This window comes from Paraburkholderia sp. RAU6.4a, from assembly GCF_050435625.1.
GTDB lineage: Bacteria > Pseudomonadota > Gammaproteobacteria > Burkholderiales > Burkholderiaceae > Paraburkholderia > Paraburkholderia tuberum.
This window is the reverse complement of the sequence record NZ_JBNDKQ010000002.1, coordinates 961,749-987,397: the sequence shown is the minus strand read 5'-3', so window position 1 is coordinate 987,397 and position 25,649 is coordinate 961,749. Positions and strand designations below refer to the sequence as shown.

Here is a 25,649-nt window from a genome sequence, read left to right as displayed (position 1 = left end):
GGAGCGCACAAGAATATGAACCGAATCATTGCGCTCGTCGTCGCGCTCGTCATCGTGCTGTTCGCGGCATCGTCGATGGTGTTCGTCGTCGATCAACGGCATATGGCTGTGTTGTCCGCGCGCGGCGACGCGACGCCCACGCTGCTCGGCCCGGGGCTGCACGTGAAGCTGCCGCCGCCGCTGCAAACGGTCGCGTTCGTCGACAATCGCATCCAGTCGCTCGACGCACCCGACGAAGATCATTACGTCACGTCCGACAAAACCGATCTGCTGGTCAACCCGGTGATCAAGTTCCGCGTGACCGATCCGCTGAAGCTGATCGCCGAAACGAAGGGTGATCCGCAGAGTCTGCCCGACCGGCTCGCGCTGCTGTCGCGCGGCGCGCTCGGCGACGCGTTCGGCAAGTTCACGCTGTCCGACGCGCTCGCCAAACAACCGGCGATCGCCGAACAGGCCCGCGGTGCGATGGACAAGGGCGCGGCATCGCTCGGCGTATCGGTCGTGGATGTGCAACTCACGCGCGTCGATTTCCCGGCAGCGGTGGCCGACTCGGTATTCAAGCGCATGATCGCCGCGCGCCAGCAGGTCGCGGCGGACGAGCGAGCGAAGGGCGCCGCCGAAGCGAACCAGATCCGCGCGGACGCGCTCGCGAAGCAGCAGGCGGTGCTCGCCGACGGCCTCGCGCAGGCGCAGGGCATTCGCGGCGAAGGCGATGCAAAGGCCGCGGAGATCGCTGCCGAAGCGTTCGGCAAGGATCCGCAGTTCTACCAGTTTTATCAAAGCATGCAGGCGTACCGGAAGACCTTCAAGCCGGGCGACCTGATCGTGGTCGACTCCAGTAGCGAGTTCTTCCGCTTCATGCGTAGCCCGACCGGCGGCGTCGCCCCGGACGCTTCCGCGCCTGCTGCGCGCAAACGCTGATTACCGAAGGCCGCGGCATCCGCATCGCGGCCGCTTCACTCGCATGGACATAGCTGGTTCGTTATTGCTCGCGATCGCGCTGATGCTGATTATCGAGGGGATGTTTCCGTTCGTTTTTCCAACCGCCTGGCGCGACACGTTCCGTAAAATAGCGGAACGACCGCCGCATCAGATTCGTGTCGGAGGGCTCATCGTGATGTTGCTCGGGCTGGTTCTACTGTTCATCGCGACCTGAAGCCGGCTTGCTTGTCTGACGAACGCCGCGTGTTGCGGCGTGTTTTGCCGGCCCGAGCAAAACGCGTACTGACCGGCCACGCCGCCGCGCGTCGCGCGCGTGCCGCAAAGCGCCGCCCGGGCGTCTGTGTCAGCCGCCAGAATCAAGCCGCTCTACGTCATTCACACTCATCATCGGCGCTGCAAGACGCCGTGTTCAACGCCGTAGGACTGTATCGATGTCGACCTGGTTGCTTCCTGAGAATATCGCCGACGTGCTGCCGTCGGAGGCCCGCAAGATCGAAGAATTGCGGCGTCATCTGCTGGACCGTTTCCGCTCGTACGGCTACGAGATGGTGATGCCGCCGCTGCTCGAATACCTCGAGTCGCTGCTGACGGGCGGTGGGCACGATCTGAATCTGCGGACCTTCAAGCTCGTCGATCAGCTGTCGGGCCGCACGCTCGGTCTGCGCGCCGACATCACGCCGCAGGTCGCGCGCATCGACGCGCATCTGCTGAACCGCCAGGGCGTCACGCGTCTTTGCTATGCGGGCAACGTCGCGCATACGCGCCCGCGCGGCCTGCATGCGACGCGTGAGCAGATCCAGATCGGTGCGGAAATCTACGGCCACGCGGGGCTCGAAGCGGACCTCGAAATCCAGCAGCTGATGCTCGACGCGCTGCGTCTCGCCGGCCTCGCGAAGGTGCGTCTGGACCTGTGTCACGCGGGTGTGCTGGCCGCGCTGATCGAAGCCGAGCCGGCCGCCGAGGAACTCGGCCAGGCGCTCTACGACGCGCTGGCCGGCAAGGACGTGCCGCGCCTGGTCGAGATGACCGCGCAATTCTCGCCGGTGATTCGCGATGCGCTGCGCGCGCTGCCGACGCTGTACGGCGACGCGTCGGTGCTCGAAGAGGCCCGCGCGCGTCTGCCGAATTCACCGGCGATCGCCCGCGCGCTCGACGACCTCGCGTTCCTCGCGAGCCAGGTCGACGGCGCCGAAGTGATGATCGACCTCGCCGATCTGCGCGGCTACGCGTACCACAGCGGCGTGATGTTCTCCGCTTACGTGGACGGCGTGCCGAACGCGGTCGCGCGCGGCGGCCGTTACGACCACGTCGGTCAGGCCTATGGCCGCGCTCGCGCGGCAACCGGCTTTTCGCTGGATCTGCGCGAAGTCGCGCGGATCTCGCCGGTCGAAGCGCGCAGCAGCGCGATCCTCGCGCCGTGGCGGCACGACGAAGCGTTGCGCGTGGCGGTCGCGGCATTGCGCGATGGCGGTGAAGTGGTAGTCCAGGCGCTGCCTGGCCACAAGCACGATCTCGATGAATTCGCGTTCGACCGGGTGCTGGTCGAGCGCAATGGCGCATGGGTGGTTGAACCGCGCGCTTGAGCCGCGCGTTCCGATCTACGCTGCCGGGGACCCGTCACCCGACGTTCGCCCGAGGGCGGCGCAACCACCGCCCGAATCGCGCGCGGTCGAGCGACTCTGCGCGGCCGCGCATCCCTTCCAATACTCAACATAACGTGCATACCGTTGAGCGGAAACGGAAAAATTCCGGAAGCTTCCGCGAACCCAGGTAAAATACGTTTTTAACCAGCTTACGAAACAACATGTCTGCCAGCGCAGTGAATGTGAACCCCGGGCGCAACGTCGTCGTCGTGGGTACCCAATGGGGTGATGAGGGCAAGGGCAAGATCGTCGACTGGCTGACGGACCACGCTCAGGGCGTCGTTCGCTTCCAGGGCGGTCACAATGCCGGTCACACGCTTATCATCGGCGGCAAGAAAACCATCTTGCGTCTGATTCCGTCGGGCATCATGCATCCCGGCGTCGCGTGCTACATCGGCAATGGCGTCGTGTTGTCGCCGGAAGCGCTGTTCAAGGAAATCGGCGAACTCGAAGCCGCCGGCATCGACGTCCAGAAGCGCCTGTTCATTTCCGAAGCCACCACGCTGATCCTGCCGTACCACGTCGCGATCGACCAGGGCCGCGAAGCGCGCCGCGGCGCGAGCAAGATCGGCACGACCGGCCGCGGCATCGGCCCGGCCTACGAAGACAAGGTCGCGCGCCGCGGCCTGCGCGTGCAGGACCTGTTCGACGCGCCAGCCTTCGCCGAGCGTCTGCGCGAAAACCTCGACTATCACAACTTCGTGCTCACGCAGTACCTCGGCGCTGCCGCGGTCGACTTCCAGCAAACGCTCGACACGATGCTGAGCTACGCCGACCGACTGAAGCCGATGGTCACCGACGTGTCGCGCCGTCTCTACGACGTCAACGCGAACGGCGGCAATCTGCTGTTCGAAGGCGCGCAGGGCACGCTGCTCGACATCGACCATGGCACCTATCCGTTCGTCACCTCGAGCAACTGCGTCGCGGGTGCCGCGACGGCGGGCGCGGGCGTCGGTCCGCAGAAGCTCAACTACATCGTCGGCATCACGAAGGCGTACTGCACGCGTGTCGGTTCGGGCCCGTTCCCGAGCGAACTGTACGATGCGGACAATGCCTCGCGCCAGGACCCGATCGGCCTCGAACTCGCCACCGTCGGCAAGGAATTCGGCTCGGTCACCGGCCGTCCGCGCCGCACCGGCTGGCTCGACGTCTCCGCGCTGCGTCGCTCGATCCAGATCAACGGTGTGACGGGGCTGTGCATGACCAAGCTCGACGTGCTCGACGGTCTCGACGAAGTGAAGCTGTGCGTCGGCTACACGATCGACGGCCACGACGTCGATCTGCTGCCGCGCGGCGCGACGGAAGTCGCGCGCTGCGTACCGGTCTACGAAACCTTCGCGGGATGGAAGGAAAGCACGGTCGGCATCAAGGAGTGGGACAAGCTGCCCGCCAACGCGCGTGCGTACCTGACGCGCGTGCAGGAAGTCGCGGGCATTCCGATCGACATGGTCTCCACCGGTCCGGACCGCGACGAAACGATTCTGCTGCGTCATCCGTTCAAGGTCTAAGCGATGCAAGGTGTACCCCATGATCGCGATGAAAGATCCGCGCAACGACGACAAGAACCTGTGGGTCGGCTGGGACGAATATCACCGGCTGATCGAGATGCTCGCACTTGCCGTGCACGAATCGGGCTGGAAGTTCGACAAGATCCTGTGCCTCGCGCGCGGCGGTCTGCGCGTCGGCGACCAGCTGTCGCGCATCTACGATCTGCCGTTGGCGATTCTGGCAACGAGCTCTTATCGCGAGGCAGCGGGCACGCAGCAGGGCGAACTCGACATCGCGCAATACATCACGATGACGCGCGGCGAACTGCACGGTAACGTGCTGCTCGTCGACGACCTCGTCGATTCGGGCGTCACGCTCGCGCGCGTGCAGCAGCATCTGAAGGAACGCTATCCGGCCATCACCGCGGTGCGCTCGGCCGTGCTGTGGTACAAGGGCTGCTCGAAGGTGAAGCCCGATTACCACGTGCAGTATCTGCCGACCAACCCGTGGATTCATCAGCCGTTCGAGGAGTGGGACACGGTGCGTCCGCATAACCTCGGCGCGTGGATCAAGCGCGGCATCGCCCAGGCCGATGAGGCGTCGGGCAATTGACGCGAAGCCGCGCGCCTCACGCTTTGTCGCATCGGATCTCGTGCGTCATCGCGGTGTCACAAAACGGAGCCCAGGCGGGCTCCGTTTTTTTATGCGTCACGCGCGGCGCCAGGACGTCCGCACCGCGGCAGGCGCGTCCATATCGCAGTGCTACACTGCGCGGACATCCACGTGGCGTATCCACAACAAGCCGGGCGGTACCGGATGGGCAGTTTAAAATAGCGGTCGTTTTTTCCGCCCCGGAACGGATTTCCTCGCGTCCATGACAGATAACAATCACGTACACAAACAGCCACTGCCTTCCCTTGCGATTGCCGCGATCGGAGTGGTGTTCGGCGACATCGGTACGAGCCCGTTGTACGCGCTGAAGGAAGCCTTCAGTCCGTCGCACGGCATCCCGTTGACCGATCAGTCGATCCTTGGGGTTATTTCGCTGCTGTTCTGGGCGATCGTGATCGTGGTCGGCGTCAAGTACGTGCTGTTCGTGATGCGCGCCGACAACAACGGCGAGGGCGGCGTCCTCGCGCTGATGGCGCTGGCGATGCGCTCGGTCGATCAGAAATCGAAAATGGCCGGCCTTCTGATGATGCTCGGCATCTTCGGCGCCTGCATGTTTTACGGCGACGCGGTGATCACGCCGGCAATCTCGGTGATCTCGGCGGTCGAAGGTCTCGAAATCGCCGCGCCGCATCTGGCGCATCTGGTGATTCCGCTGACCGTCGTGATCCTGATCGTGCTGTTCTGGATCCAGCGGCACGGCACGGCCACGGTCGGCCGTCTGTTCGGGCCGATCATGACGCTTTGGTTCCTCGTGCTCGCCGTGCTCGGCCTGTGGCACATCATGCAGTCGCCGAATGTGATCCAGGCGCTCAATCCCTACTACGCGTACACGTTCATGGCCGCGCACGTGCTGCAGGCCTACGTGGTGCTCGGCTCGGTCGTGCTGGTGCTGACCGGCGCGGAGGCGCTGTACGCGGACATGGGCCACTTCGGCGCGCAGCCGATCCGCATGGCGTGGTACGTGCTCGTGATGCCTTCGCTCGTGCTGAACTACTTCGGCCAGGGCGCGCTGCTGATGCACGACCCAAAGGCGATCGAAAATCCGTTCTTCCTGCTCGCGCCGGACTGGGCGTTGTTGCCGCTCGTCGTGCTGTCGACGGTCGCGACGGTGATCGCGTCGCAGGCGGTGATTTCGGGCGCCTACTCGCTGACGAGCCAGGCGATCCAGCTCGGCTACGTGCCGCGCATGAAGGTCCTGCACACGTCCGAACTCGCGATCGGGCAGATCTATGTGCCGGTCGTGAACTGGATGCTGCTGTTCATCATCCTGTGCATCGTGATCGCGTTCAAGAGCTCGGACAATCTGGCGGCCGCGTACGGTATCGCGGTGACTGCAACGATGGTGATCACGACGATCCTTGCCTGCGTCGTGATGGTGAAGGTGTGGAACTGGAACAAACTGCTGGTTGGGCTCATCATCGGCGTGTTCATGGTGGTCGACCTGGGCTTCTTCGGCGCGAACCTGCTGAAGGTCGAAGAGGGCGGCTGGTTGCCGCTGTGCATCGGCGGCCTGCTGTTCTTCCTGCTGATGACGTGGTTCAAGGGCAGGATGATCGTGAAGGAACGCACGGCCGCCGACGGTATTCCGCTGATGCCGTTCCTGCAAGGCCTGCTCGCGCATCCGCCGCATCGCGTGTCGGGCACCGCGATCTATCTGACCGGCAGCGATTCGCTGGTGCCGGTGAGCCTGCTGCACAATCTGAAACACAACAAGGTGCTGCACGAGCGCACGATCTTTCTGACCTTCGTCACGCGCGACATTCCGTACGTGAAGGACGCCGATCGCGTGACCGTGAAGGACATGAACGGTGGCCTGTGGCTGGTGAAGGCAGCCTACGGCTTTAACGAAACGCCCGACGTGAAGGCGGTGCTGCTCGACGTCGGCCGCACGCACGACATGAGCTTCGAATTGATGGACACGTCATTCTTCCTCGCACGCGAAACGGTGGTGCCGACGCAATTGCCGGGCATGTCGGTATGGCGCGAGCGTGTGTTCGCGTGGATGCATCAGAACGCCGCGAAGCCGACCGACTTCTTCAGCATCCCGGCTAACCGGGTCGTGGAACTGGGAACGAAGATCGAGATTTGACGGCTCGCGCGTGACGTGCGGGTGCGCAAACAAAAAGCCCACGCAATGCGTGGGCTTTTTGTTCATGCGCGCGTGCAAGCGGTTGAGCGCGCGACGCAGTCATGTCACGGACCGGAGCGCGTGCGACGACGTGCTCCGGTCCGTGACGCTCACTTCTGCTTGAGCTTCGCAAACGCAGCCGCCATCGCGCCGCCCGGCTCCGGTTCGCGCGAGCGTTGCGGCGCACCGCGTCCCGCTCCGCCGCGATTGAAGCTGCCGCCCGAGCCACCGCGATCCTGCTGCGCACCGCCGCCGCTGCGCGCGGCCGCTGCACCGGGTTCGTCGTCGAGACGCATCGTCAGTGCGATACGCTGGCGCTTCACGTCGACTTCGAGCACCTTGACCTTGACGATCTGACCGGCTTTCACGACCTCATGCGGATCCTTCACGAACTTCGTCGACATCGCCGACACGTGCACGAGGCCATCCTGATGCACACCGATGTCGATGAACGCGCCGAACGCCGCGACGTTCGTCACGACGCCTTCGAGCACCATGCCCGGGATCAGATCGCTGACCTTCTCGACACCGTCGCGGAACGTCGCGGTCTTGAACTCGGGACGCGGATCGCGGCCCGGCTTCTCGAGTTCGACCAGGATGTCGCGCACGGTTGGAAGACCGAAACGCTCGTCGACGAATTCGGTGGGTGACAGTCCGCGTAACGCGTCGCGATTGCCGAGCACTTCGCCGACCTGCTTACTGATCTTCGCGAGGATGCGCTGGACGACCGGATACGCTTCCGGGTGCACCGACGAACGGTCGAGCGGATTCTCGCCGTTATTGATGCGCAGGAAGCCGGCAGCCTGCTCGAAGGTCTTGTCGCCGAGACGCGGCACCTTGCGTAGATGCTCGCGCGACGGGAACGGCCCGTTCGCATCGCGATAGTCGACGATGTTGCGCGCGAGCGTTGCGTTTAAACCCGACACCCGCGCGAGCAGCGCGACCGACGCGGTGTTCGCATCGACGCCGACCGCATTCACGCAGTCTTCGACGACCGCGTCGAGCGAGCGCGCGAGTTCGCGCTGGTTCACGTCGTGCTGATACTGGCCGACGCCGATCGCCTTCGGCTCGATCTTCACGAGCTCGGCGAGCGGGTCCTGCAGACGTCGCGCGATCGACACGGCGCCGCGCAGCGACACGTCCATGGCGGGGAATTCCTTCGCGGCAAGCTCGGACGCCGAGTACACCGACGCGCCGGCTTCGGACACGACGATCTTCTGCAGCTTCAGCTCCGGATGACGCGCGATCAGCTCGCTCGCGAGCTTGTCCGTCTCACGCGACGCGGTGCCGTTGCCGATGCTGATCAGCTCGGCCTGCGTTTGCGCGGCGATTCGCGCGAGCTTCGCGAGCGAGCCGTCCCAGTCGCGGCGCGGCTCGTGCGGGTAGATCGTGTCGGTCGCGAGCACCTTGCCGGTGCGGTCGACCACCGCCACCTTCACGCCGGTGCGCAAGCCCGGATCCAGACCGATCACGGCCTTCGGACCAGCCGGCGCCGCGAGCAGCAGGTCCTTCAGATTGCGCGCGAACACGCGGATCGCTTCGTGTTCGGCTTCGTCGCGCAGATTGGTCAGCAGCTCGTTTTCGAGGTGCGGCTGCACCTTCACGCGCCAGCACCAGCGGCACACGTCGGAGAGCCACTTGTCGGCGGGGCGGTTCTGATTGGCGATGCCGAAGTGCCGCGCGATCAGCGCTTCGCCCGGGTGCGGCACCTGCGCGTCGAGCTCTTCGCCGAGGCCGAGCTTGATCATCAGCACGCCGGCATTGCGGCCGCGGAACAGTGCGAGCGCGCGATGCGACGGCACCGTGCGGATCGTTTCGGCGTAGTCGTAGTAGTCGCGGAATTTCTCTTCTTCCGCGGTTTCCTTGCCTTCCACGACCTTCGACGACACCACGCCCTGGTTGAACAGATAGTCGCGCAGCTTGCCGAGCAGTTCGGCGGTCTCGCCGAACTGTTCGGAAAGGATGTCGCGCGCGCCGTCGAGCGCGGCCTTCACATCGGCGACGCCTTTGTCCGCGTCCACGTACGCCGCGGCTTCGGCTTGCGGATCGAGCAGCGGATTGCCGAGCAGCGCGTCGGCGAGCGGCTGCAAGCCGGCTTCGCGCGCGATCTGCGCGCGCGTGCGGCGCTTCGGTTTGTATGGCAGATAGAGGTCTTCGAGCACCTGTTTGCTGTCGGCGCCTTCGATCGCGCCGCGCAGCTCGTCGGTGAGCTTGCCCTGTTCGTCGATGCTCGCGATGATCGCCGCGCGCCGGTCTTCCAGCTCGCGCAAATAGACTAGGCGTTCCTCGAGATTGCGCAGTTGCGTGTCGTCGAGATTGTCGGTCACTTCCTTGCGATAACGGGCAATGAACGGAACGGTCGCGCCTTCGTCGAGAAGTTCCACCGCGGCCGCGACCTGGCGCGGCTGGACGGACAGTTCGGTGGCGATGCGCTGGACGATCTTGAGTGCTACGGTTTCCGTCATAAGGTCTTGGTGTTCCTGCGGACTCAGTGATGGGCCGCGCGCGGGCGGCAAATCGGGGCAGGCCGGGCGTGCGCCGCGACCAGGTTGCTAGAGCGGGGCATTTTGCCATAAATGCCAAAGGGCTCAACCGTGGGGTGTTAGAATTTCGGGCATGTTCCGTTGACCCTCTACGACGTTGCCAATCTCCTTGTCCCTCAACCGCCTGGTCTCTTCGCTGGCGTCAGGCTCACTGCCGGGTTCACTGCCGGGTTCGTCTCAATTGCCGCTGGTTTCTTTGCGCTCGTTCGGTCGGTCGGCTTTAACGGCTGCCGCGTCGTGCGTGATCGCCGCAGCGCTCGTCGTGCCGGTGTCGGCCGTGGCGCAAAGTGCGACGCCGGAGCAAGGTACGGGGCCCGTCGCGGCCTCGGGCCCGCAAGCCGCCGCAACCGCCGACGGCCCTCAAAGCGCAAGTGACGTAGCCGTGCTGGACAAGTCGTTCGACGAGCGGCAACAGGTGCTCAATCAGCGCACCGACGACAACAACTATCAATTCGCTGTCGCGCAACACAACTGCTACAGCCGCTTCTTCGTCAATCACTGTCTGAACCGCGCGCGCGACGCGATGCGCAGCGTGCAGGCGGACATCCGCAAGGAACAGCTTGCGCTCGACGCCGAGCAGCGTGCGCAGCGCGCCCGTGAACGCGACGAACGCACCGCGTTGCGGCGCGCGCAAAACGAGGCGGAAGCGCCGCAACGTGCCGCCGAAGACGCGCGCAACGAGCAGGCGTATCAGGAAAAGCAGCGTCAGCACGCGCTCGATCAGGCGCAGCACAACGCCGAGGCGCCGCAGCGCGAAGCCAATGCGCAGGCCTACGCGGAGAAGCAACGTCAGCACGCGCTCGATCAGGCGCAGCGCAACGCCGCGGCACCGCAGCACGAAGCCAATGCGCAGGCCTACGAGGAGAAGCAGCGCCAGCACGCGCTCGATCAGGCGCAGCATGGTGTCACGCCTGCGCAGGCGGCGGCCAATCAGAAGGCCTACGATCAGAAGCAGAGCGACTACCAGCGCAAGCTCGAGGAAGCGCGTCGGCAGGGTGCGCAAAAGGCCGCGGAGCGCCAGCAGAAACAGGAGACTTTCGAGCGGAAGCAGGCCGAGGCCGCGCAGCACAAGCTCGATGTCGAAGCACGTCAAAAGCAGGCCACCGAGAAGGCCGGGCAGAAGCGTCAGGACGAGCTGAAGCAGCAACAGCTCGAAGAGCAGCAAAAGCAGCAACAAGAGCAACAGTAAGCGTGCTGTAGTGGCTGTATCGTAGAGTAAGCCGTGGCGGTCGTGGCCAGGGCCGCCGTAGTCGCCGTAATGCGTTTTGAGGCGGACAGCAACCTCAGGCATCGGACCGCGCGCACGCGGTTCGTGCCGCCGACCAGAGGAGGCGAGCATGCGCGATCGTCATCACGTCATCGACGCAAACACACTTCGCGACCGCATTCTGCAACTGGAATCGGAGCATAGTGGACTCGACCGGTTGATCGACCGGATGTCGGATGAACCCGGCATCGACGACTTCGAGTTGCAGCGCCTGAAAAAGCGCAAACTTAAAGTCAAGGACACCATCATCTTGCTGCAATTGCAGCTCGAACCGGACGCGCGCGCCTGAGTTCGCGGCCTGGCAGGCGCCGGGCGCGCAGCGCGCGAGCCGGACTTAGCAGGAACGCTTGCCTTGAATTCATCGCATGACACTTCATCCCGGGCCGCGCCGGACAACGCATCTGCTTCGGGCACGCCCGCGCCGCGCGCGGCAGCACCGGTGCCAGGTGTGTCGCTGAATCGGCGCCGCGCGAGCGAGCTCGACGACATCTTCGCCGACAACGGTCTGCTCGCACGGCAGATCGACGGTTATCGGCCGCGTGCGTCGCAGATCGAGATGGCGCGCGCGGTTGCCGCGGCGATGGAGGCGTCGGGCCGCGCGATGCCCGACCCCGCGATGTTCGAGACGCAGAAGCGCCCGGCGCGGCGCCTGCAGCAGACCGGCGCTGAAGCCGTCTCTGAGTCGACCGGGAGCAACGCACAAGCCGACGGCGTCGACGGTGGTGAGAATACGCTGATCGTAGAGGCGGGTACCGGCACCGGCAAGACCTATGCGTACCTCGTGCCAGCCATGCTGTGGGGCGGCAAGGTGATCGTCTCGACCGGCACCAAGCATCTGCAGGATCAGCTGTTCCAGCGCGACATTCCGACCGTGCGCGACGCGCTCGCGGTGCCGGTGTCGGTCGCGATGCTGAAGGGCCGCGCGAACTACCTGTGCCATTACTACCTGCAACGCACCGCGGACAACGGCCGTCTGCCATCGCGCCAGGAGACCTCGTATCTGCAGGACATCGTGCGCTTCGCGAAGATCACGCGCACCGGCGACAAGGCCGAACTCGCGAGCGTGCCGGAAACGGCGCAGGTGTGGTCGATGGTCACGTCGACGCGCGACAACTGTCTCGGCCAGGAGTGTCCCCACTACAAGGACTGCTTCGTGATGCAGGCGCGCCGCGAAGCGCAGCAGGCCGATATCGTGGTGGTCAACCACCATCTGTTTTTCGCCGACATCATGCTGCGCGATACCGGCATGGCGGAGCTGCTGCCGACTGCGAATACGGTCATCTTCGACGAAGCTCACCAGCTGCCCGAAACCGCGACGCTGTTTTTCGGCGAGACGCTATCGACCGCGCAGTTTCTCGAACTCGCACGCGATTCGGTCGCCGAGGGCCTCGGTCACGCACGCGATGCGGTCGATTGGGTCAAGCTCGGCGCGACGCTCGAGCGCGCCGCGCGCGACGTGCGGCTCGCGTTCAAGGAAGACTCGGTGCGTCTGTCGATCGGCCAGCTGCCCGACGATCACCCGCTGTTCGCCGCGCTCGAGACGCTCGAGGCCGAGCTCGACGCGTTGGCCTCGGCATTGGCGGGCCAGGCCGAGCGAGCCGAATCGCTCGGCGCGTGTTTGCGTCGCGCGCGCGAGTTGCAGGACGTGCTGAGCGGCTGGACCACGCCACCCACGAGTGCAGAACGCGACGCGGTTGCGACCCGCGAGGGTGACGCCAGCGCGGAGCGCGCCGATCCGAATGAAAAGGTGCGCTGGATCGAGGTGTTCTCGCACACGGTGCAGCTGCACGAAACGCCGTTGTCGGTCGCGCCGATTTTCGCGAAGCAGCGCGCCGGCGTGCCGCGCGCGTGGATCTTCACATCGGCGACGCTGTCGGTGCGCGGCGACTTCACGCACTATGCGGCGCAGATGGGCTTGAACTCGAAGCGCTCGATGACATTGCCGAGCCCATTCGACTATCCATCGCAAGGGCTGCTGTACGTGCCGCGCAATCTGCCACAGCCGTCATCGCCGATGTTCACCGACGCCGTGTTCGATGCCGCATTGCCCGCGATCGAAGCCTCGGGCGGCGGCGTCTTCATGCTGTGCACGACGCTGCGCGCGGTGGATCGTATCTCGGCGAAGCTGCGCGACGCGATCGAGTCGCGCGGCTGGGACTATCCGCTGCTCGTGCAGGGCGATGCGAGCCGCACCGAATTGCTCGACCGCTTTCGCGCCTACGGCAATGCGATCCTGGTCGGCAGTCAGAGCTTCTGGGAAGGGGTGGACGTGCGCGGCGACGCGCTGTCGCTGGTCGTGATCGACAAGCTGCCGTTTGCGCCGCCGGACGATCCCGTGCTGGCCGCGCGGCTCGACGCACTGACGAAGAAGGGCTTGAGCCCGTTCGCCGTGCATCAGCTGCCGCAGGCCGTCATCACGCTGAAGCAGGGCGCCGGCCGGCTGATTCGCGCGGAGACCGATCGTGGCGTGCTGATGATCTGCGATACACGTCTCGTCGATAAACCTTATGGCCGCCGCATCTGGCAGAGTCTGCCGCCGTTCAAGCGCACCCGCGAGATCGACGTGGTGCGTGAGTTCTTTGAGGAGAGCGCTGGGCCAGCGGCGCCGGTTCGATAGGGGGATGTGTTCCACACATGCGACGAGCTCCGCAGCGGAAAGCGGCCCTGAATGACAAAACGCCACGGATGTGAATCCGTGGCGTTTTTCTTTGCCCGTTTGCGGCCCGCGCCGTTTCCAGCCAGCCTCCAAACGTTTCGTGCGCAGGCGCTGTAGCGGGAGCGCCGCTACAGCGCCGAACCGTTGCGGCTTACTGGCTTGCGCCTGCTGCCGGCGATGCTGCTTCAGCCGGCGATGCTGCCTCGGCCGGCGATGCTGCTTCGGCCGGCGATGCTGCTTCGGCCGGCGATGCCGCAACTGCCGGCGATGCTGCTTCAGCAGGCGATGCTGCCGCCGGTGCGGACGCAGCTTCCGACGGTGCAGCAGCCTGATCGTTGCTCTTGTTGCATGCAGCGAGTGCCACAACTGCCAACAGGGATGCTACGAGGAGGGATTTCTTCATGATCACGTCCTTTTATGGTTTAAAGGTAAGCAACAGCGCAAAATAAAACCGGTAATGTGCTCCAACACCGACCTGGGCCGCTGGTGGAGATGCTCTTTTGACGAGCTGGAATCTTCCCTACGGCTTGGGCGGAAATTATATGCACTTTCGTACTGACAGTCGATAAATGCGGGTCAATACGTTGTCTTTCTCATACAAAATTTCACCGTACGGTATAACAGGCGGGCAGAGTTACGCAATCTCGCCTACCTGTATCCAGCCCGCACAATACCACTCGTGTAGCAGTGCTGTCACCGATGAATCGTGTGATAGTGTTACAAAGCGTATCGCACTCATGCACCGCAGATTTGCGAGTTCAAACAGCAATTTTTTCACGCCGGTCCACGATATTTCTTCTCCATTTACGAAGAAAAAACGTCGTTCATACAACAGGTTAGTCTTGCGATCGAGCCGTAGACCGGATCTCGACGCCGCGCCGATGAAACGGGCTTCGTTGAGCGGCCGTTGCGGCGGATCGAAGACGACACTCGGCTTGGGTTCGCTGAGGTACGTGCCAAGGAACGACGCAATGTCCTGCTCATTCCATCGCACTTTAGCAAGCATCGCGCCCACCCGTTCGACGAGCGCCGCGGGCAACTCGGCCGGCTGTTCGACGGCGGCCTGCCGTGGGTCGCGATAAAGGGCGCCCGCCTTGCCCGTGGCCTCTCCGCGCTCGGCCAGGTGGTACAGGAACTGCGCGGTCAGCTCGCTTTCGGAGGGCGCGCGAAAACCGATCGAGCAGGTCATGCATTCGCCCTCGGCGATGCCGTCGTGCGCGATGTGCGGCGGCAGGTACAGCATGTCGCCGGGCTCGAGTACCCACTCCTGTTCGTGCTCGAAGTGCTGTAAAACCTTCAACGGCAAGCCGGGCTGCAGCGTCAGATCTTTCTGCGCGCTAATGCGCCAGCGGCGCTTGCCTTTTACTTGCAAAAGAAACACATCGTAGGAATCGAAGTGCGGGCCGACGCCGCCGCTATCGGTCGCATACGAAATCATCAGGTCGTCGAGACGCGCGTCCGGCACGAAACGGAAACGGTCGAGCAACGCGCGCGCGCGGTCGTCGTGCAGATCCACGCCCTGCACGAGCAGTGTCCATGCGCGCTGTTTGACGGACGGCAGTTCGTCGGGCGCGAACGGGCCGTGCTCCAGCTGCCATTTGTTGCGGAAGTGCGTGATCAGGCGCGCTTCGACGTCGTCCCGATCGGCCAGCTCGAACAGCTCGTCGCGCGACAGCGGCGCTTCGATGTCCGCAATCGCCTGACGGATCAGCAGCGGCTTTTTCTGCCAGTAGCGGCGCATGAATTGCGACGGGCTCAGATGGCCGAGAAGTGCGGTCGGAACGTCGGGCGAGGGCGGAAGAATGGGCCGCGTGGCCGGCTTTGCAGCAGACGGCGAATTGCTTGCCGAACCTGCATCGGCCGGGAGGTGGGTGGGCCGCCTGGGCATCGTATAATGTGAGTTGTATTCTGGAGAATCGAATGAAAATCGCAAAGAACACCGTCGTGTCGGTCGCCTACAAGCTGTCGGATGCGCAGGGCAATCTGATCGAGGAAAGCGAAGAGCCGATGGTCTATCTTCACGGCGGCTATGATGGCACGTTCCCCAAGATCGAGGAAGAGCTCGACGGCCACGAGGCTGGCTTCGAGACCCAGATCCAGCTCGAGCCGCAAGACGCGTTCGGCGAATACGATCCTGACCTTGTGAAGATCGAGCCGCGCGATCGCTTCCCGGAACCGCTCGAAGTCGGCATGCAGTTCGAAGGCACCCCCGAAGATGGCGACGAGGAAATCGATGCGCTGGTGTACGTGGTGACCGACGTCGCGGAAGACAAGGTCGTGCTCGACGGCAATCATCCGCTCGCCGGCATGGCGCTGCGTTTCGCGTTGACCGTCAAAGACGTGCGTCCGGCAACTGAAGACGAAATCCAGCACGAGCACGCGCATGGCGCGGACGGCCTCGAAGTTCTCGACGACGATGAAGACGAGGACGAAGAAGACAGCTCAAAACCGACCCTGCACTGAGCTTGCGGGCATGCGCGGTGTCGTCGCGGGGGCAGACGGCACCGATGCGGGCAACGCAGGCGAGGCTGGCAGTATCGACCCCGGCGGCATCGAGATAGCGGGCCCATAGTCGCCGCCGCCCTGGTCGGACGGGATGCGCGGCTGCTGCTCCTGCGACTCTCCAGGCGTCTGCAATACGGGCGGCAATTCCGACGCCGGCCCGAAACCTTCGACATTCGGCATCTCCGGCGCAACCGGCATCGACGCGCCGGATTCGTCGCGCGGCGATGCGGGCGGCAAGACCGGCGGCGTGGTGGGCAGCGGCATCTGCTTCGGCACGTCGCGCACGCTGACTCTGAACGGCGGCTTCCTGCCGAAATCCGCTTCTATCTGAATCCATTGGTTGAGACGATCATGCGGCGCGAGCGCAATGCGCGTGAGGTTCGTCACGACCGTCCCCTTGTCGTTGCGTAGCGGCTGATCGATGACGAAACCGCCGGCCGGCCGGTCCTCGTCTGCATGAATGACGACCACGGGTCCGGGGAAAATCTGCGCGAGCTTGAGCAGACTGCGCTTGAATTCCAGAAAGCCGTCGCGGCGCGAGCTATGTGCGAAGTGCAGCCAGGCGAACCGTTCGGGTCGCTCGTAGCGCTCCGGGTCGAAGTCGCCCTGAATAAACACGACGATCGCGCGCGCGTCGCGGCGCTTCGCGTATTCGGCCGCGTGCTCGAGCCAGAATGCGTTGGCGATCACGCGATCTTCGAACTCGCCGTTGCGGCCGCCCGCGCTCAGGTAGTGGTTGTTCGGACCCGGCGCGTTCAGGCCGATGAAGACGATGTCGCCGGCGTTGGTGTTCGCTTTGTCGTTCGTTTTTTCGTTGACCACCCAGCGCACGTTTTCACGGAACGGGCGGAAGCGCGACACCTCGCTCTCGCGCGTCAACGCGATCGGGTTCTGACCCATCGACGTTGGATCGGCGAACAGCGTTTGCCGCAACTGGTCGAGCCGCTCGACCGGATCGAAGCCGCCGGCTTCCGCCGTGCCGCAATCGACCCAGTCATGCTGGCCGGGGATAAAGAAGAGGGCAGTGCGCGAGCTGTCGAGCAGCGCGTGGCGGCGCTCGAACAGCGCGTCGCGGCAAACTTCCTTCGGCCCCTTCAGATTGCCGTCGTAGACGATGAAGCGCACGTCGCGCTCGCGGCCGATCGCCTCGAGCAGCCGTTGCGTGGCGGCTTCGTCGGCGGGGCTGTGCATCGTGCCGGAAATCACCGCGAACGCGAAGCGCGAGGCCTCAGCGCGCGCCGGCGCGGTCCATGCGCACACTGCCACCAGCACGACGATGCCGCCTGCCGGTGCGAGCACGTGGCGCAGCGCCGCGCGAAGCCCGCGCGGGCGCGGCGGGTGTCCCGGCGTGTCAGTGGTCCGCATCCGGCGCGACGGCCAGTTCATGCAGTTCGTACAGCAGATCGAGCGCTTCGCGCGGCCGCAGATCGTTCGGATCGATGCCGCGCAGACGCTCGACGAGTGTCTGCATCGCGGGCGAAGCGGGCGTTGCGTCGCTCGCCGTCTCGTGGTCGTCGTCCGTGTCTTCGGCGAGCATGGCAGGCTGCGTCGCGAACAGATCGAGTTGCGGCGCGGGCTGCGCGGCCGATTGCTGCTCCAGATGCGCGAGATGCTTGCGTGCCGCGCGGATCACCGCGTTCGGCACGCCGGCGAGCTGCGCGACCTGCAGACCGTAGCTCTGATTGGCGGGCCCTTCGTTGACCGCGTGCAGGAACACGATGCCGTGCCCGTGCTCGACTGCCGACAGATGCACGTTGGCCGCGTGCGGAAACTCCGCGGGTAGTTGCGTCAGCTCGAAATAGTGCGTCGCGAACAGCGTGTAGCAGCCGTTGTGGGCGAGCAGGTGGCGCGCGATCGCCCACGCGAGCGCGAGGCCGTCGAACGTCGACGTGCCGCGGCCGATCTCGTCCATCAGCACGAGGCTTTGCGATGTCGCGTCGTTGAGGATCGCGGCGGCTTCGGTCATCTCCACCATGAAGGTCGAGCGGCCGCCGGCGAGGTCGTCGGCCGCGCCGATGCGCGTGAAGATGCGGTCGATCGGTCCGAAGGCCGCGCGCCGCGCTGGTACATAGCTGCCCACGTAAGCGAGCAGCGCGATCAGCGCGGTCTGGCGCATGAAAGTCGACTTACCGCCCATGTTGGGACCGGTGATCAACAGCAGCTTGCGCTCGGTCGCGAGTGAGCAATCGTTGGCGATGAACTGCTCGACCTGCGCCTCGACCACCGGATGACGACCCTGCTCGATGTCGATACCCGCGTTCGCCGAGAACGTCGGTGCAACCCAGTCGAGCGCGCGAGCGCGTTCACCGAGCGCGGCCAGCAGATCGAGTTCGGCGAGCGCGAGCGCAACGCGCTGACAGTCGGGAATGAACGGCAGCAACGATTGCAGCAACGCGTCGTACAGTGCGCGTTCGCGCGCGAGCGCGCGTTCCTGCGCGGACAGCGCTTTGTCCTCGAAGGTTTTCAGCTCGGGCGTGATGTAGCGCTCGGCATTCTTCAGCGTTTGCCGACGGCGATAGTCGTCCGGCACCTTGTCGGTCTGGCCGCGCGTGACTTCGATATAGAAGCCGTGCACCTTGTTGTACTCGACGCGCAGATTGCTGATGCCGGTGCGCGCGCGTTCGCGTGTTTCGAGATCGATCAGGAACTGTCCGCAGTTCTCCGAAATATCGCGCAGTTCGTCGAGCTCGGCGTCATAACCACGCGCGATGACGCCGCCGTCGCGCACCATCGCGGCCGGCTCTTGCGCGACCGCGAGCTTCAGCAAATCGGCGCACGCGTGCGGCGGTTCGAGCGCCGCGTCGATGCGCGCGAGCGAATCCGCGTTCGAGGCCACCGCTGCGAGCTGCGCGCGCAACGCAGGTAGCGCGATGAAGGTATCGCGCAGGCTCGACAGATCGCGCGGCCGCGCCGACAGCAGCGCGAGACGTCCGGTGATCCGTTCGATGTCCGAAATCTGCCGCAATGCGCTGCGCAATGTATCGAGATCGGCGCCCGGCGGCGCGTCGAGCAACGCGCCGATCGCCTGCTGACGTGCCTGCGCCACCGCCGAATCGCGCGGCGGATGATGCAGCCAGTGCCGCAGCAGGCGGCTGCCCATCGTCGTGCAGCAGGTGTCGAGCAGCGAGCACAGCGTCGGCGATTCGGTGCCGCGCAGTGTCTCCGTGAGTTCGAGGTTGCGGCGCGTGGCGGGATCGAGGCCGATGTATTCGGATTCGTATTCGACCTTCAGGCTGCGCACATGGCGCAGTTGCTGGCCCTGCGTGGACGCCGCATACAGCAGCAACGCGCCGGCCGCCCCGCACGCGCAACCGAGCGAATGCGCGCCGAAGCCGTCGAGGCTCGCGACTTCGAGCTGGTCGCACAGGCGCTTCGTGCCCGAGGTGATATCGAAGTGCCAGGCCGGTACACGCTTGAGCGCGCTGGCGTTGACAGGCGGTGTCCAGCTGGTCGAATCGGCGGTGGCGTCGGCGACCAGAATTTCCGCGGGACGGATGCGCTCCAGCGCGGCGGCGACCTGATCGGGCGCGACTTCGGCGAGGCGCAGCGCGCCGCTCGCGAGATTGAGCCATGCGAGACCGACGCTCGTGGCGACACCGCGGCGATTGTGCGCGACGCCCAGCGCGAGCAGATAGACGTCGCTCTTGTCGGACAGCAGCGCGGCGTCGGTCAGCGTGCCAGGCGTAACCACGCGCATGACCTTGCGCTCGACCGGGCCTTTCGAGGTGGCCGGGTCGCCGATCTGTTCGCAGATCGCGACCGATTCGCCGAGCTTCACGAGCCTGGCCAGATACTGTTCGACAGCGTGATGCGGCACGCCGGCCATCTTGATCGGATTGCCCGCCGACGCGCCGCGCTGCGTGAGCGTCAGGTCGAGCAGGCGCGCGGCTTTTTCCGCGTCGTCGAAAAAGAGTTCGTAGAAGTCGCCCATCCGGTAGAACACCAGCGTGCCCGGATGCTCCGCCTTGATGCGCAGGTACTGCTGCATCATCGGCGTGTGTTGTGCGACGTCGTTGGCCGCTGCGGTTTGAATACCCATCCTTCGTGTCTTCTTGCGGTAGATGCTCAGGGCGTGAGTTTAACCCGCCGGCGCGGCGAGCGGACCCTGGCCGAACGGACGATGCCCAACACAAGAGCTGAATGTCAGCATGACCGATTCGATCAAAGCGGGGGGTGCGCGCCGTCGCGGCGGTTTACGGCCGTCGAGCCGAGCCTCGCGCTGTCATTGCTGGAGCACCGTGATGCATTCATTCCTCGATCATCGCCCGCATGTCCACCCTGCGTTCGTTCGCCGCGCTGCGGCGTTTCGCGAGCCACATCAGCAGCGTGATGAAGGTGCCGAACACGACGATGATCCACTGCGCGGGCATCTTCGCCGTGAGCAGCAGCGCGTACACGCCGAGCATCAGCAGCACCGCGAGGTTCTGGTTGAAATTCTGCACGGCGATCGAGTGACCGGCCGACAGCAGCGTCGCGCCGCGATGCTGCAGGATCGCATTCATCGGCACGATGAAAAAGCCCGACAACGCACCGAGCACGATCATCAGCGGATAGGCCAGCAGAATGTAGTAGGGCGCGACGTGCGTGCCGAAGCGCAGGCCCGCGCCCGCCGGGAACAGGTCCTTGTTGTAGAAGGCCATCGCGATCGCCACCGCGCCCGTCAGCACGCCGACCGGCAACACCTTCAGCGAGTGGCGCAATGGAATCAGCGCGGCCGCGCCCGCCGCGCCGATCGCGATGCCGAAGCCGGTCACGCCTTGCATCACCGCCGCCTTCGACAACGACAGCCCGAGGTTCACGTTCGCCCATTTGAGCACCAGCAGCTGCATCGTCACCGCGGCGCCCCACATCAGCGTGGTCACCCACAGCGCGATCTGCGCGAGCTTGTCGGCCCACAGCACCCGGAAGCAGTGATGGAAATCGCCGACCAGCTTATTCGGCTCGGTCAGCCGGTTCGGATAGCGCGCGCCAGTGTCCGGAATGAAGATGTTGATCGCGGCGGCGATCGCGTAGGTGAGCATGACCGCGCCCATCGCGAGATCGGCGGCCGAGCGGATCAGCGGCATATGCGCACGCGTGACGAAATGCTCGAAGACGGTGCTGATCAGCGCACCGCCGAGCATCGTGCCGGCGATCGTCGACAGCACCGTCGCCGATTCGAGCCACGCGTTCGCCTGCACGAGCTTTTCGGCGGGCAGCAGCTCGGTGAGGATGCCGTACTTGGCGGGCGAATACGCGGCTGCGCCGAAGCCGACCACGCCGTAGGCGATCATCGGATGAACGCCCAGAATCATCATCAGGCAGCCGCTCGCTTTCAGCGCGTTGGAGATGAACATCACGTGACGCTTCTGCATCGAATCGGCGAACGCGCCGACGAACGGCGCGAGCAGCACGTACGAGACCGTGAAAAAAATCTGCAGCAGCGGCGTAACCCACGCGGCCGAGCGCATCACGGAAAGCAGGGCGATGGCGGCGATCAACAGCGCATTGTCGGCCAGCGACGAAATGAACTGTGCCGCGATGATCGTATGGAAGCCTTTTTTCATGGGGCAGATTGGAGGCTGCGCCCGGGGCGAAAGTCGGGCAGGGTCAAAGCGGCATGGAGCAGGGAACGGTCCCGGCCGAGTACCGCCCCGAATGACTTCCCGCTTTTTAGCACGACGCTCCGGACACTGGAGCGCCGCCAACAGAAAAGCGGCCGAAGCCGCTTTTCTCTGCAACCGTTATGCGTTGCCGCGGACTGGCCGCGGCGGCGCACCTTACGCCGACTGCTGACGCGTGCGGCTGTAGCGCGACAGGATTGGAACCATCTGCGCGTAGACCTTCGGGTTGCCCGCGACGACTTCGCCGACGTGCAAGAACTCCGAATCACCGGTGTAGTTGCCGACCAGGCCGCCGGCTTCGGTGATCAGCAGGCTGCCCGCCGCGACGTCCCATGCGTTCAGGCCCTGCTCGAAGAAGCCGTCCATGTGGCCGGCCGCGACGTTGGCCAGATCGAGCGCGGCGGCGCCCGGACGGCGCAGGCCGGCGCAGGCTTCGGTCATCTCGGCGAACTGACGGCCGTACGATTCGAGGCTGTCCTGCGCGCGGAACGGAAAGCCGGTGCCGATCAGGCAGTCGGCCAGGCGGTCACGCTTGGCGACGCGGATGCGGCGATCGTTGAGAAACGCGCCACGGCCGCGCGATGCGGTGAACAGATCGTTGCGGGTCGGATCGTAGACGACGGCCTGCGTGACGACGCCCTTGTGCGCGAGCGCGATCGACACGCAGTAGTAAGGGAAGCCGTGGATGAAGTTGGTGGTGCCGTCGAGCGGATCGATGATCCACTGGTATTCGGAATCGTGGTCCGACTTGCCCGACTCTTCGGCGAGGATGGCGTGATCGGGATAAGCGGTCTTCAGCGTTTCGATGATCGCCGCTTCGGACGCTTTGTCGACCTCCGTGACGAAATCGTTGTGCTGCTTTTTGCTGACCTGAATCAGATCGAGATCGAGCGATGCGCGGTTGATGATCTGAGCTGCGCGGCGCGCGGCCTTCACAGCGATATTGAGCATGGGATGCATAAACTGATCCTTGTGCCGGGGCAGCACGGCTGCCGGCCGGTAAATAAGCGCGAAACTGCGCTGACGGGCGCCGCAACGACGCAAAAACAGCACGGAACAGCAGACCGGCTATCAAACCGGAGAGCATTCCGTCGACGGAGACGAATTGAATAAGAACGGTGCGACCGGTTCGACGCAAGCTTCAGCAAACGTCGGCGCCGGACGCGAAAAGCGGTATTTTACCTGAGTCCGGGCGCCCTCGCGCAGGTGCTCGCTCACGTGCGGCTGATGTACCGCACAGGCGCCGGCCGGTGCCGGTCCGATGCTGCGCCCTCGTCCGCGCGCGTGGCTCGCGCGTGCGCCTGATTCGGCATAAGTGCCCGTTGGCGCTACCATACGCGTCTTGAGTCCTAGCCAGCCGAGTTTCATCGTGGATCACACCCACCATTCCTCCGACCCCGCCGTGGCCGATTTGCGCGGCGGCTTCACGTCGACGCGTTTCGTGCTGGTCGAGCCCAGCCATCCGGGCAATGTCGGCGCCGCGGCGCGCGCGCTGAAAACCATGGGCTTTTCGCGGCTCGTGCTCGTGTCGCCGCGCGTGCCGAACGTGCAGAACGACCCCGAAGCGATCGCGATGGCGAGCGGCGCCGATGACGTACTCGCCTCCGTGCACGTGGTGCCGTCGCTCGCCGATGCACTGACTGGCGTGCACTGGTCGATTGCGCTCACCGCGCGGCTGCGCGAATACGGTCCGCCGCAATGGACGCCGCGTGCGGCTGCCGCCGCCGCGCACGCAGAGGCGATGCGCGGCGAGATCGCGCTGGTGTTCGGCAACGAGCGCACGGGCTTGTCGAACGAGGACGTCGAGCGATGCAGCGCGATCGCGCATATTCCGGCCAATCCGGCCTATAGCTCGCTCAATCTCGCGCAGGCGGTGCAGGTGCTCGCCTACGAGCTACGCACCGCGTACCTCGGCGCCGACGAAGCGAGCGACGGCGCACCCACCGCGGGAGCACACGCGGCGCCGGCCGAATCCGCCGCTCCACGCGCGCAGATGGCGGCCAGCGACGAGATCGAGAGCATGTTCGCGCATCTGGAAAGCGCACTGGTCGCGCTCGAGTTTCTCGATCCGGCCAATCCGAAGAAGCTGATGTCACGGCTGCGGCGGCTCTTCGCGCGCTCGGGCCTCGAGCGCGAGGAGGTCAACATCGTGCGCGGCATCGCCAAGCACATCCTGCTCAAGACCAGGCGGACCGGCTGACGGTCCGTTGACCAGCCCGTGACGGCGCACCTGATGCGCCGCCTTCGTCTGACGACAACCTTGCAGGTGACGGGGACTTCCGGCAGGTTTCGCGCAATCGCCCTACAATCCACGAAACGTTAGAAGCAAAGTCGCCGCCGTGCTAAGCGGCAGCGATGCCGTTAGCTATGGCGCGAAACGCAGAGTCCCGCGCATGCGCAAACCGCGCGGATTCGCTCACGCAGACGGTTTTCCCCCAACAATACAGTCCCTGCCATGTTCACGAGACTTCGCGAAGATATCGCCACCATCCGCGAGCGCGATCCCGCCGCCCGCAGCGCATGGGAAGTGCTCACGTGTTATCCGGGGCTGCACGCGCTCGTGCTGCATCGGATCGCTCACGCGTGCTGGCGCGCGAAGCGCCGCTGGCTCGCGCGTTTCGTGTCCCAGATGGCGCGCTTCATGACCGGCATCGAGATTCATCCGGGCGCGAACGTCGGGCGGCGCGTGTTCATCGATCACGGCATGGGCGTCGTGATCGGCGAGACCGCGCAGATCGGCGACGACTGCACGATCTACCAGGGTGTGACGCTCGGTGGCACGTCGCTCACGCGCGGCGCGAAGCGGCATCCGACGCTCGAGCGTGGTGTGATCGTCGGTGCGGGCGCGAAGGTGCTCGGCGGCTTCACCGTCGGCGCGGACGCGAAGATCGGATCGAACGCGGTCGTGACGAAGCCGGTGCCCGCGCGTGGCACGGCGCTCGGCAATCCGGCGCGGATCATCGTGCCGGCCGCGGCGGCTGCGAACGGTGCGAACGGTGCGAACGGTGCGAACCCGAATGCGAACAACGCCGCGCGTGACGCGAAGCGCGGCAGCGAAATCAGCGCGTTTTGCGCATACGGCATCACGCCCAACGCGGACGATCCGGTTTCGCTCGCAATTCACGGTCTGATCGACCATGCGGCTACTCAGGCGCGACGTATCGATGAAATCGTCGATGCGCTCGAGCGGCTCGGCACGAGCCTCGAAGGTCTGCAAGGCGCGGATGCGGCGTTGTTCGATTTGCGGCGGCTATCGGCGGCGATCGCGGGGAAGGTGGAGGGGCTGGCGGGGGAGCGCTAGGTATCGGCGCCTCGGCAGCGCGAAGCGCACGCCGTACCCACGAGGTCAATCCAGCGGCAACGCTCGAATCCCGTCGGCATCGATCTTCAGATAGCCGCCCCGGCGCTCGCCGTGATCGAGATCCCAGTCGGGCAGAACCCAGCGCGTGCCGCCCGGCTCGCGATGCCGCGCGGGCAGATGGGTATGCCCATGAATGATCGTCGCGGTCTTCGATTTCCTGAACAGCGCGGCGACACCTTGCGGGGTCACGTCATACTTGATCGGCATCGGCCGCGTGCGGCCATGCTCGCTCTTCGAGCGCATGTTCTCGGCGAGCTTGCGACGCCAACGAAACGGCCACGCGAGAAACAGAATCTGCGCGAGTCGATTGCGCGCGAAACACCTGAACAACTGATAGCCGCGATCCGCGGTGCACAGACCATCGCCATGGGCGAGCGCAATGCGCGTGCCGAACGCGGTAATCACGAACGGATCGGGCAGCCAGATCGCGCCGGCCGCTTTCATGAAGCGCTTGCCCAGCAGAAAGTCGCGGTTGCCGTGCATGATGTAAAGCGCGATGCCGCGCTCGGACAGCGTGTGCAGCAGCGCCGCAATATGGGCGACGAACGGCTCGCTCAGCATGTCGTCGCCGACCCAGTACTCGAACAGGTCGCCGAGGATGAACACCGAGTCGGCCGCTTCCGCGCTCACGCGGATGAAATGCTCGAACGCGGCGACCGTGCGCGGAATCGCCTCGCTCAGATGCAGATCGGAGAGGAAGAAAAAAGGGCGCGCGGCGTGCGGACGTTGGCCCTCGCCTGGCACGCCCGCGGCGACGCTTCGCAGCGGCGTCTCTTGCAGCATTGAAGGTGCCTGATTTCAGTTCAAAGGAGTCGACGCCCGCATGAGGCGCGACTCACTC

The 25,649-nt window shown here is 65.0% G+C and carries 20 protein-coding genes; 12 read left to right on the top strand and 8 right to left on the bottom strand.

Annotation, left to right across the window (positions count from 1 at the left end):
* Positions 1–15: 15 nt before the first annotated feature.
* The 6 genes from hflC (at position 16) to OKW40_RS09195 (ending at position 6,834) form a co-directional block, all read left to right on the top strand.
* The gene (hflC, locus tag OKW40_RS09220) at positions 16–921 is read left to right on the top strand and encodes a protease modulator HflC (RefSeq protein WP_429489399.1); all 906 of its coding nucleotides are present in this window, start codon (positions 16–18) and stop codon (positions 919–921) included.
* A 43-nt stretch (positions 922–964) separates the two neighbouring features.
* Positions 965–1,156: a DUF2065 domain-containing protein gene (locus OKW40_RS09215; protein ID WP_090800720.1), complete on the top strand. Its 192-nt coding sequence runs from the start codon at positions 965–967 to the stop codon at positions 1,154–1,156.
* Positions 1,157–1,373: 217 nt separating this feature from the next.
* Positions 1,374–2,525 carry an ATP phosphoribosyltransferase regulatory subunit gene (locus OKW40_RS09210; RefSeq protein ID WP_429489397.1) on the top strand — a complete coding sequence of 384 codons (1,152 nt, stop codon included), beginning with the start codon at positions 1,374–1,376 and terminating at the stop codon, positions 2,523–2,525.
* A gap of 221 nt (positions 2,526–2,746) precedes the next feature.
* Complete coding sequence (locus tag OKW40_RS09205; protein ID WP_429489395.1) at positions 2,747–4,093, top strand: adenylosuccinate synthase; 1,347 nt, start codon at positions 2,747–2,749, stop codon at positions 4,091–4,093.
* Between the two features lie 19 nt (positions 4,094–4,112).
* The gene (locus OKW40_RS09200) at positions 4,113–4,685 is read left to right on the top strand and encodes a phosphoribosyltransferase (protein WP_167368598.1); all 573 of its coding nucleotides are present in this window, start codon (positions 4,113–4,115) and stop codon (positions 4,683–4,685) included.
* A gap of 262 nt (positions 4,686–4,947) precedes the next feature.
* On the top strand, positions 4,948–6,834 hold the full coding sequence (locus tag OKW40_RS09195; RefSeq protein WP_090800715.1) for a potassium transporter Kup: 1,887 nt from the start codon (positions 4,948–4,950) through the stop codon (positions 6,832–6,834).
* Positions 6,835–6,983: 149 nt separating this feature from the next.
* Here OKW40_RS09195 and OKW40_RS09190 read toward each other — a convergent pair whose 3' ends face one another.
* Entirely contained in the window at positions 6,984–9,338 is a 2,355-nt protein-coding gene (locus OKW40_RS09190) for a Tex family protein (protein ID WP_429489392.1), read from the bottom strand.
* Between the two features lie 319 nt (positions 9,339–9,657).
* On the opposite strand from OKW40_RS09190, the gene OKW40_RS09185 reads away from it, so the two are divergent.
* The 3 genes from OKW40_RS09185 (at position 9,658) to OKW40_RS09175 (ending at position 13,300) form a co-directional block, all read left to right on the top strand.
* A complete protein-coding gene (locus OKW40_RS09185; RefSeq protein ID WP_429489391.1) occupies positions 9,658–10,605 on the top strand; it encodes a hypothetical protein in 948 nt (315 codons plus the stop codon).
* 148 nt (positions 10,606–10,753) lie between these two features.
* Positions 10,754–10,972, top strand: coding sequence for a DUF465 domain-containing protein (locus OKW40_RS09180; RefSeq protein ID WP_013089766.1), 219 nt, complete (start codon positions 10,754–10,756; stop codon positions 10,970–10,972).
* A gap of 63 nt (positions 10,973–11,035) precedes the next feature.
* Positions 11,036–13,300, top strand: a complete 2,265-nt coding sequence (locus OKW40_RS09175) for an ATP-dependent DNA helicase (RefSeq protein WP_429489389.1) — start codon at positions 11,036–11,038, stop codon at positions 13,298–13,300.
* A 190-nt stretch (positions 13,301–13,490) separates the two neighbouring features.
* On the opposite strand, the gene OKW40_RS09170 is transcribed toward OKW40_RS09175, so the two are convergent.
* Entirely contained in the window at positions 13,491–13,742 is a 252-nt protein-coding gene (locus OKW40_RS09170; protein WP_167368596.1) for a hypothetical protein, read from the bottom strand.
* Between the two features lie 231 nt (positions 13,743–13,973).
* On the bottom strand, positions 13,974–15,227 hold the full coding sequence (locus tag OKW40_RS09165; protein ID WP_429489387.1) for a JmjC domain-containing protein: 1,254 nt from the start codon (positions 15,225–15,227) through the stop codon (positions 13,974–13,976).
* A gap of 32 nt (positions 15,228–15,259) precedes the next feature.
* Here OKW40_RS09165 and OKW40_RS09160 point away from each other — a divergent pair, with 32 nt between their 5' ends.
* Positions 15,260–15,802 carry an FKBP-type peptidyl-prolyl cis-trans isomerase gene (locus OKW40_RS09160; protein WP_184048969.1) on the top strand — a complete coding sequence of 181 codons (543 nt, stop codon included), beginning with the start codon at positions 15,260–15,262 and terminating at the stop codon, positions 15,800–15,802.
* Here OKW40_RS09160 and OKW40_RS09155 read toward each other — a convergent pair.
* The 4 genes from OKW40_RS09155 to OKW40_RS09140 all read right to left on the bottom strand — a co-directional run bounded on the left by OKW40_RS09155 (position 15,782) and on the right by OKW40_RS09140 (position 22,407).
* Positions 15,782–17,230, bottom strand: a complete 1,449-nt coding sequence (locus tag OKW40_RS09155; RefSeq protein ID WP_429489385.1) for a hypothetical protein — start codon at positions 17,228–17,230, stop codon at positions 15,782–15,784. The two genes, OKW40_RS09160 and OKW40_RS09155, sit on opposite strands and share 21 nt — an antisense overlap.
* Positions 17,196–19,883, bottom strand: coding sequence for a DNA mismatch repair protein MutS (gene mutS, locus OKW40_RS09150; RefSeq protein ID WP_429489383.1), 2,688 nt, complete (start codon positions 19,881–19,883; stop codon positions 17,196–17,198). The genes OKW40_RS09155 and mutS overlap by 35 nt, the downstream gene beginning before the upstream one ends.
* Positions 19,884–20,091: 208 nt before the next feature.
* The gene (lplT, locus tag OKW40_RS09145; protein WP_429489381.1) at positions 20,092–21,390 is read right to left on the bottom strand and encodes a lysophospholipid transporter LplT; all 1,299 of its coding nucleotides are present in this window, start codon (positions 21,388–21,390) and stop codon (positions 20,092–20,094) included.
* Positions 21,391–21,603: 213 nt separating this feature from the next.
* The gene (locus OKW40_RS09140; protein WP_184057275.1) at positions 21,604–22,407 is read right to left on the bottom strand and encodes an inositol monophosphatase family protein; all 804 of its coding nucleotides are present in this window, start codon (positions 22,405–22,407) and stop codon (positions 21,604–21,606) included.
* Positions 22,408–22,816: 409 nt separating this feature from the next.
* Between OKW40_RS09140 and OKW40_RS09135 the strand changes: the two genes are divergently transcribed.
* The gene (locus OKW40_RS09135) at positions 22,817–23,647 is read left to right on the top strand and encodes an RNA methyltransferase (RefSeq protein WP_429489379.1); all 831 of its coding nucleotides are present in this window, start codon (positions 22,817–22,819) and stop codon (positions 23,645–23,647) included.
* A gap of 255 nt (positions 23,648–23,902) precedes the next feature.
* Positions 23,903–24,748: a serine O-acetyltransferase gene (cysE, locus tag OKW40_RS09130; protein WP_429489377.1), complete on the top strand. Its 846-nt coding sequence runs from the start codon at positions 23,903–23,905 to the stop codon at positions 24,746–24,748.
* A gap of 45 nt (positions 24,749–24,793) precedes the next feature.
* On the opposite strand, the gene OKW40_RS09125 is transcribed toward cysE, so the two are convergent.
* Positions 24,794–25,591 (bottom strand): UDP-2,3-diacylglucosamine diphosphatase, encoded by a 798-nt coding sequence (locus tag OKW40_RS09125; RefSeq protein WP_090800699.1) that lies wholly within the window; start codon positions 25,589–25,591, stop codon positions 24,794–24,796.
* Between the last annotated feature and the right edge of the window lie 58 nt (positions 25,592–25,649).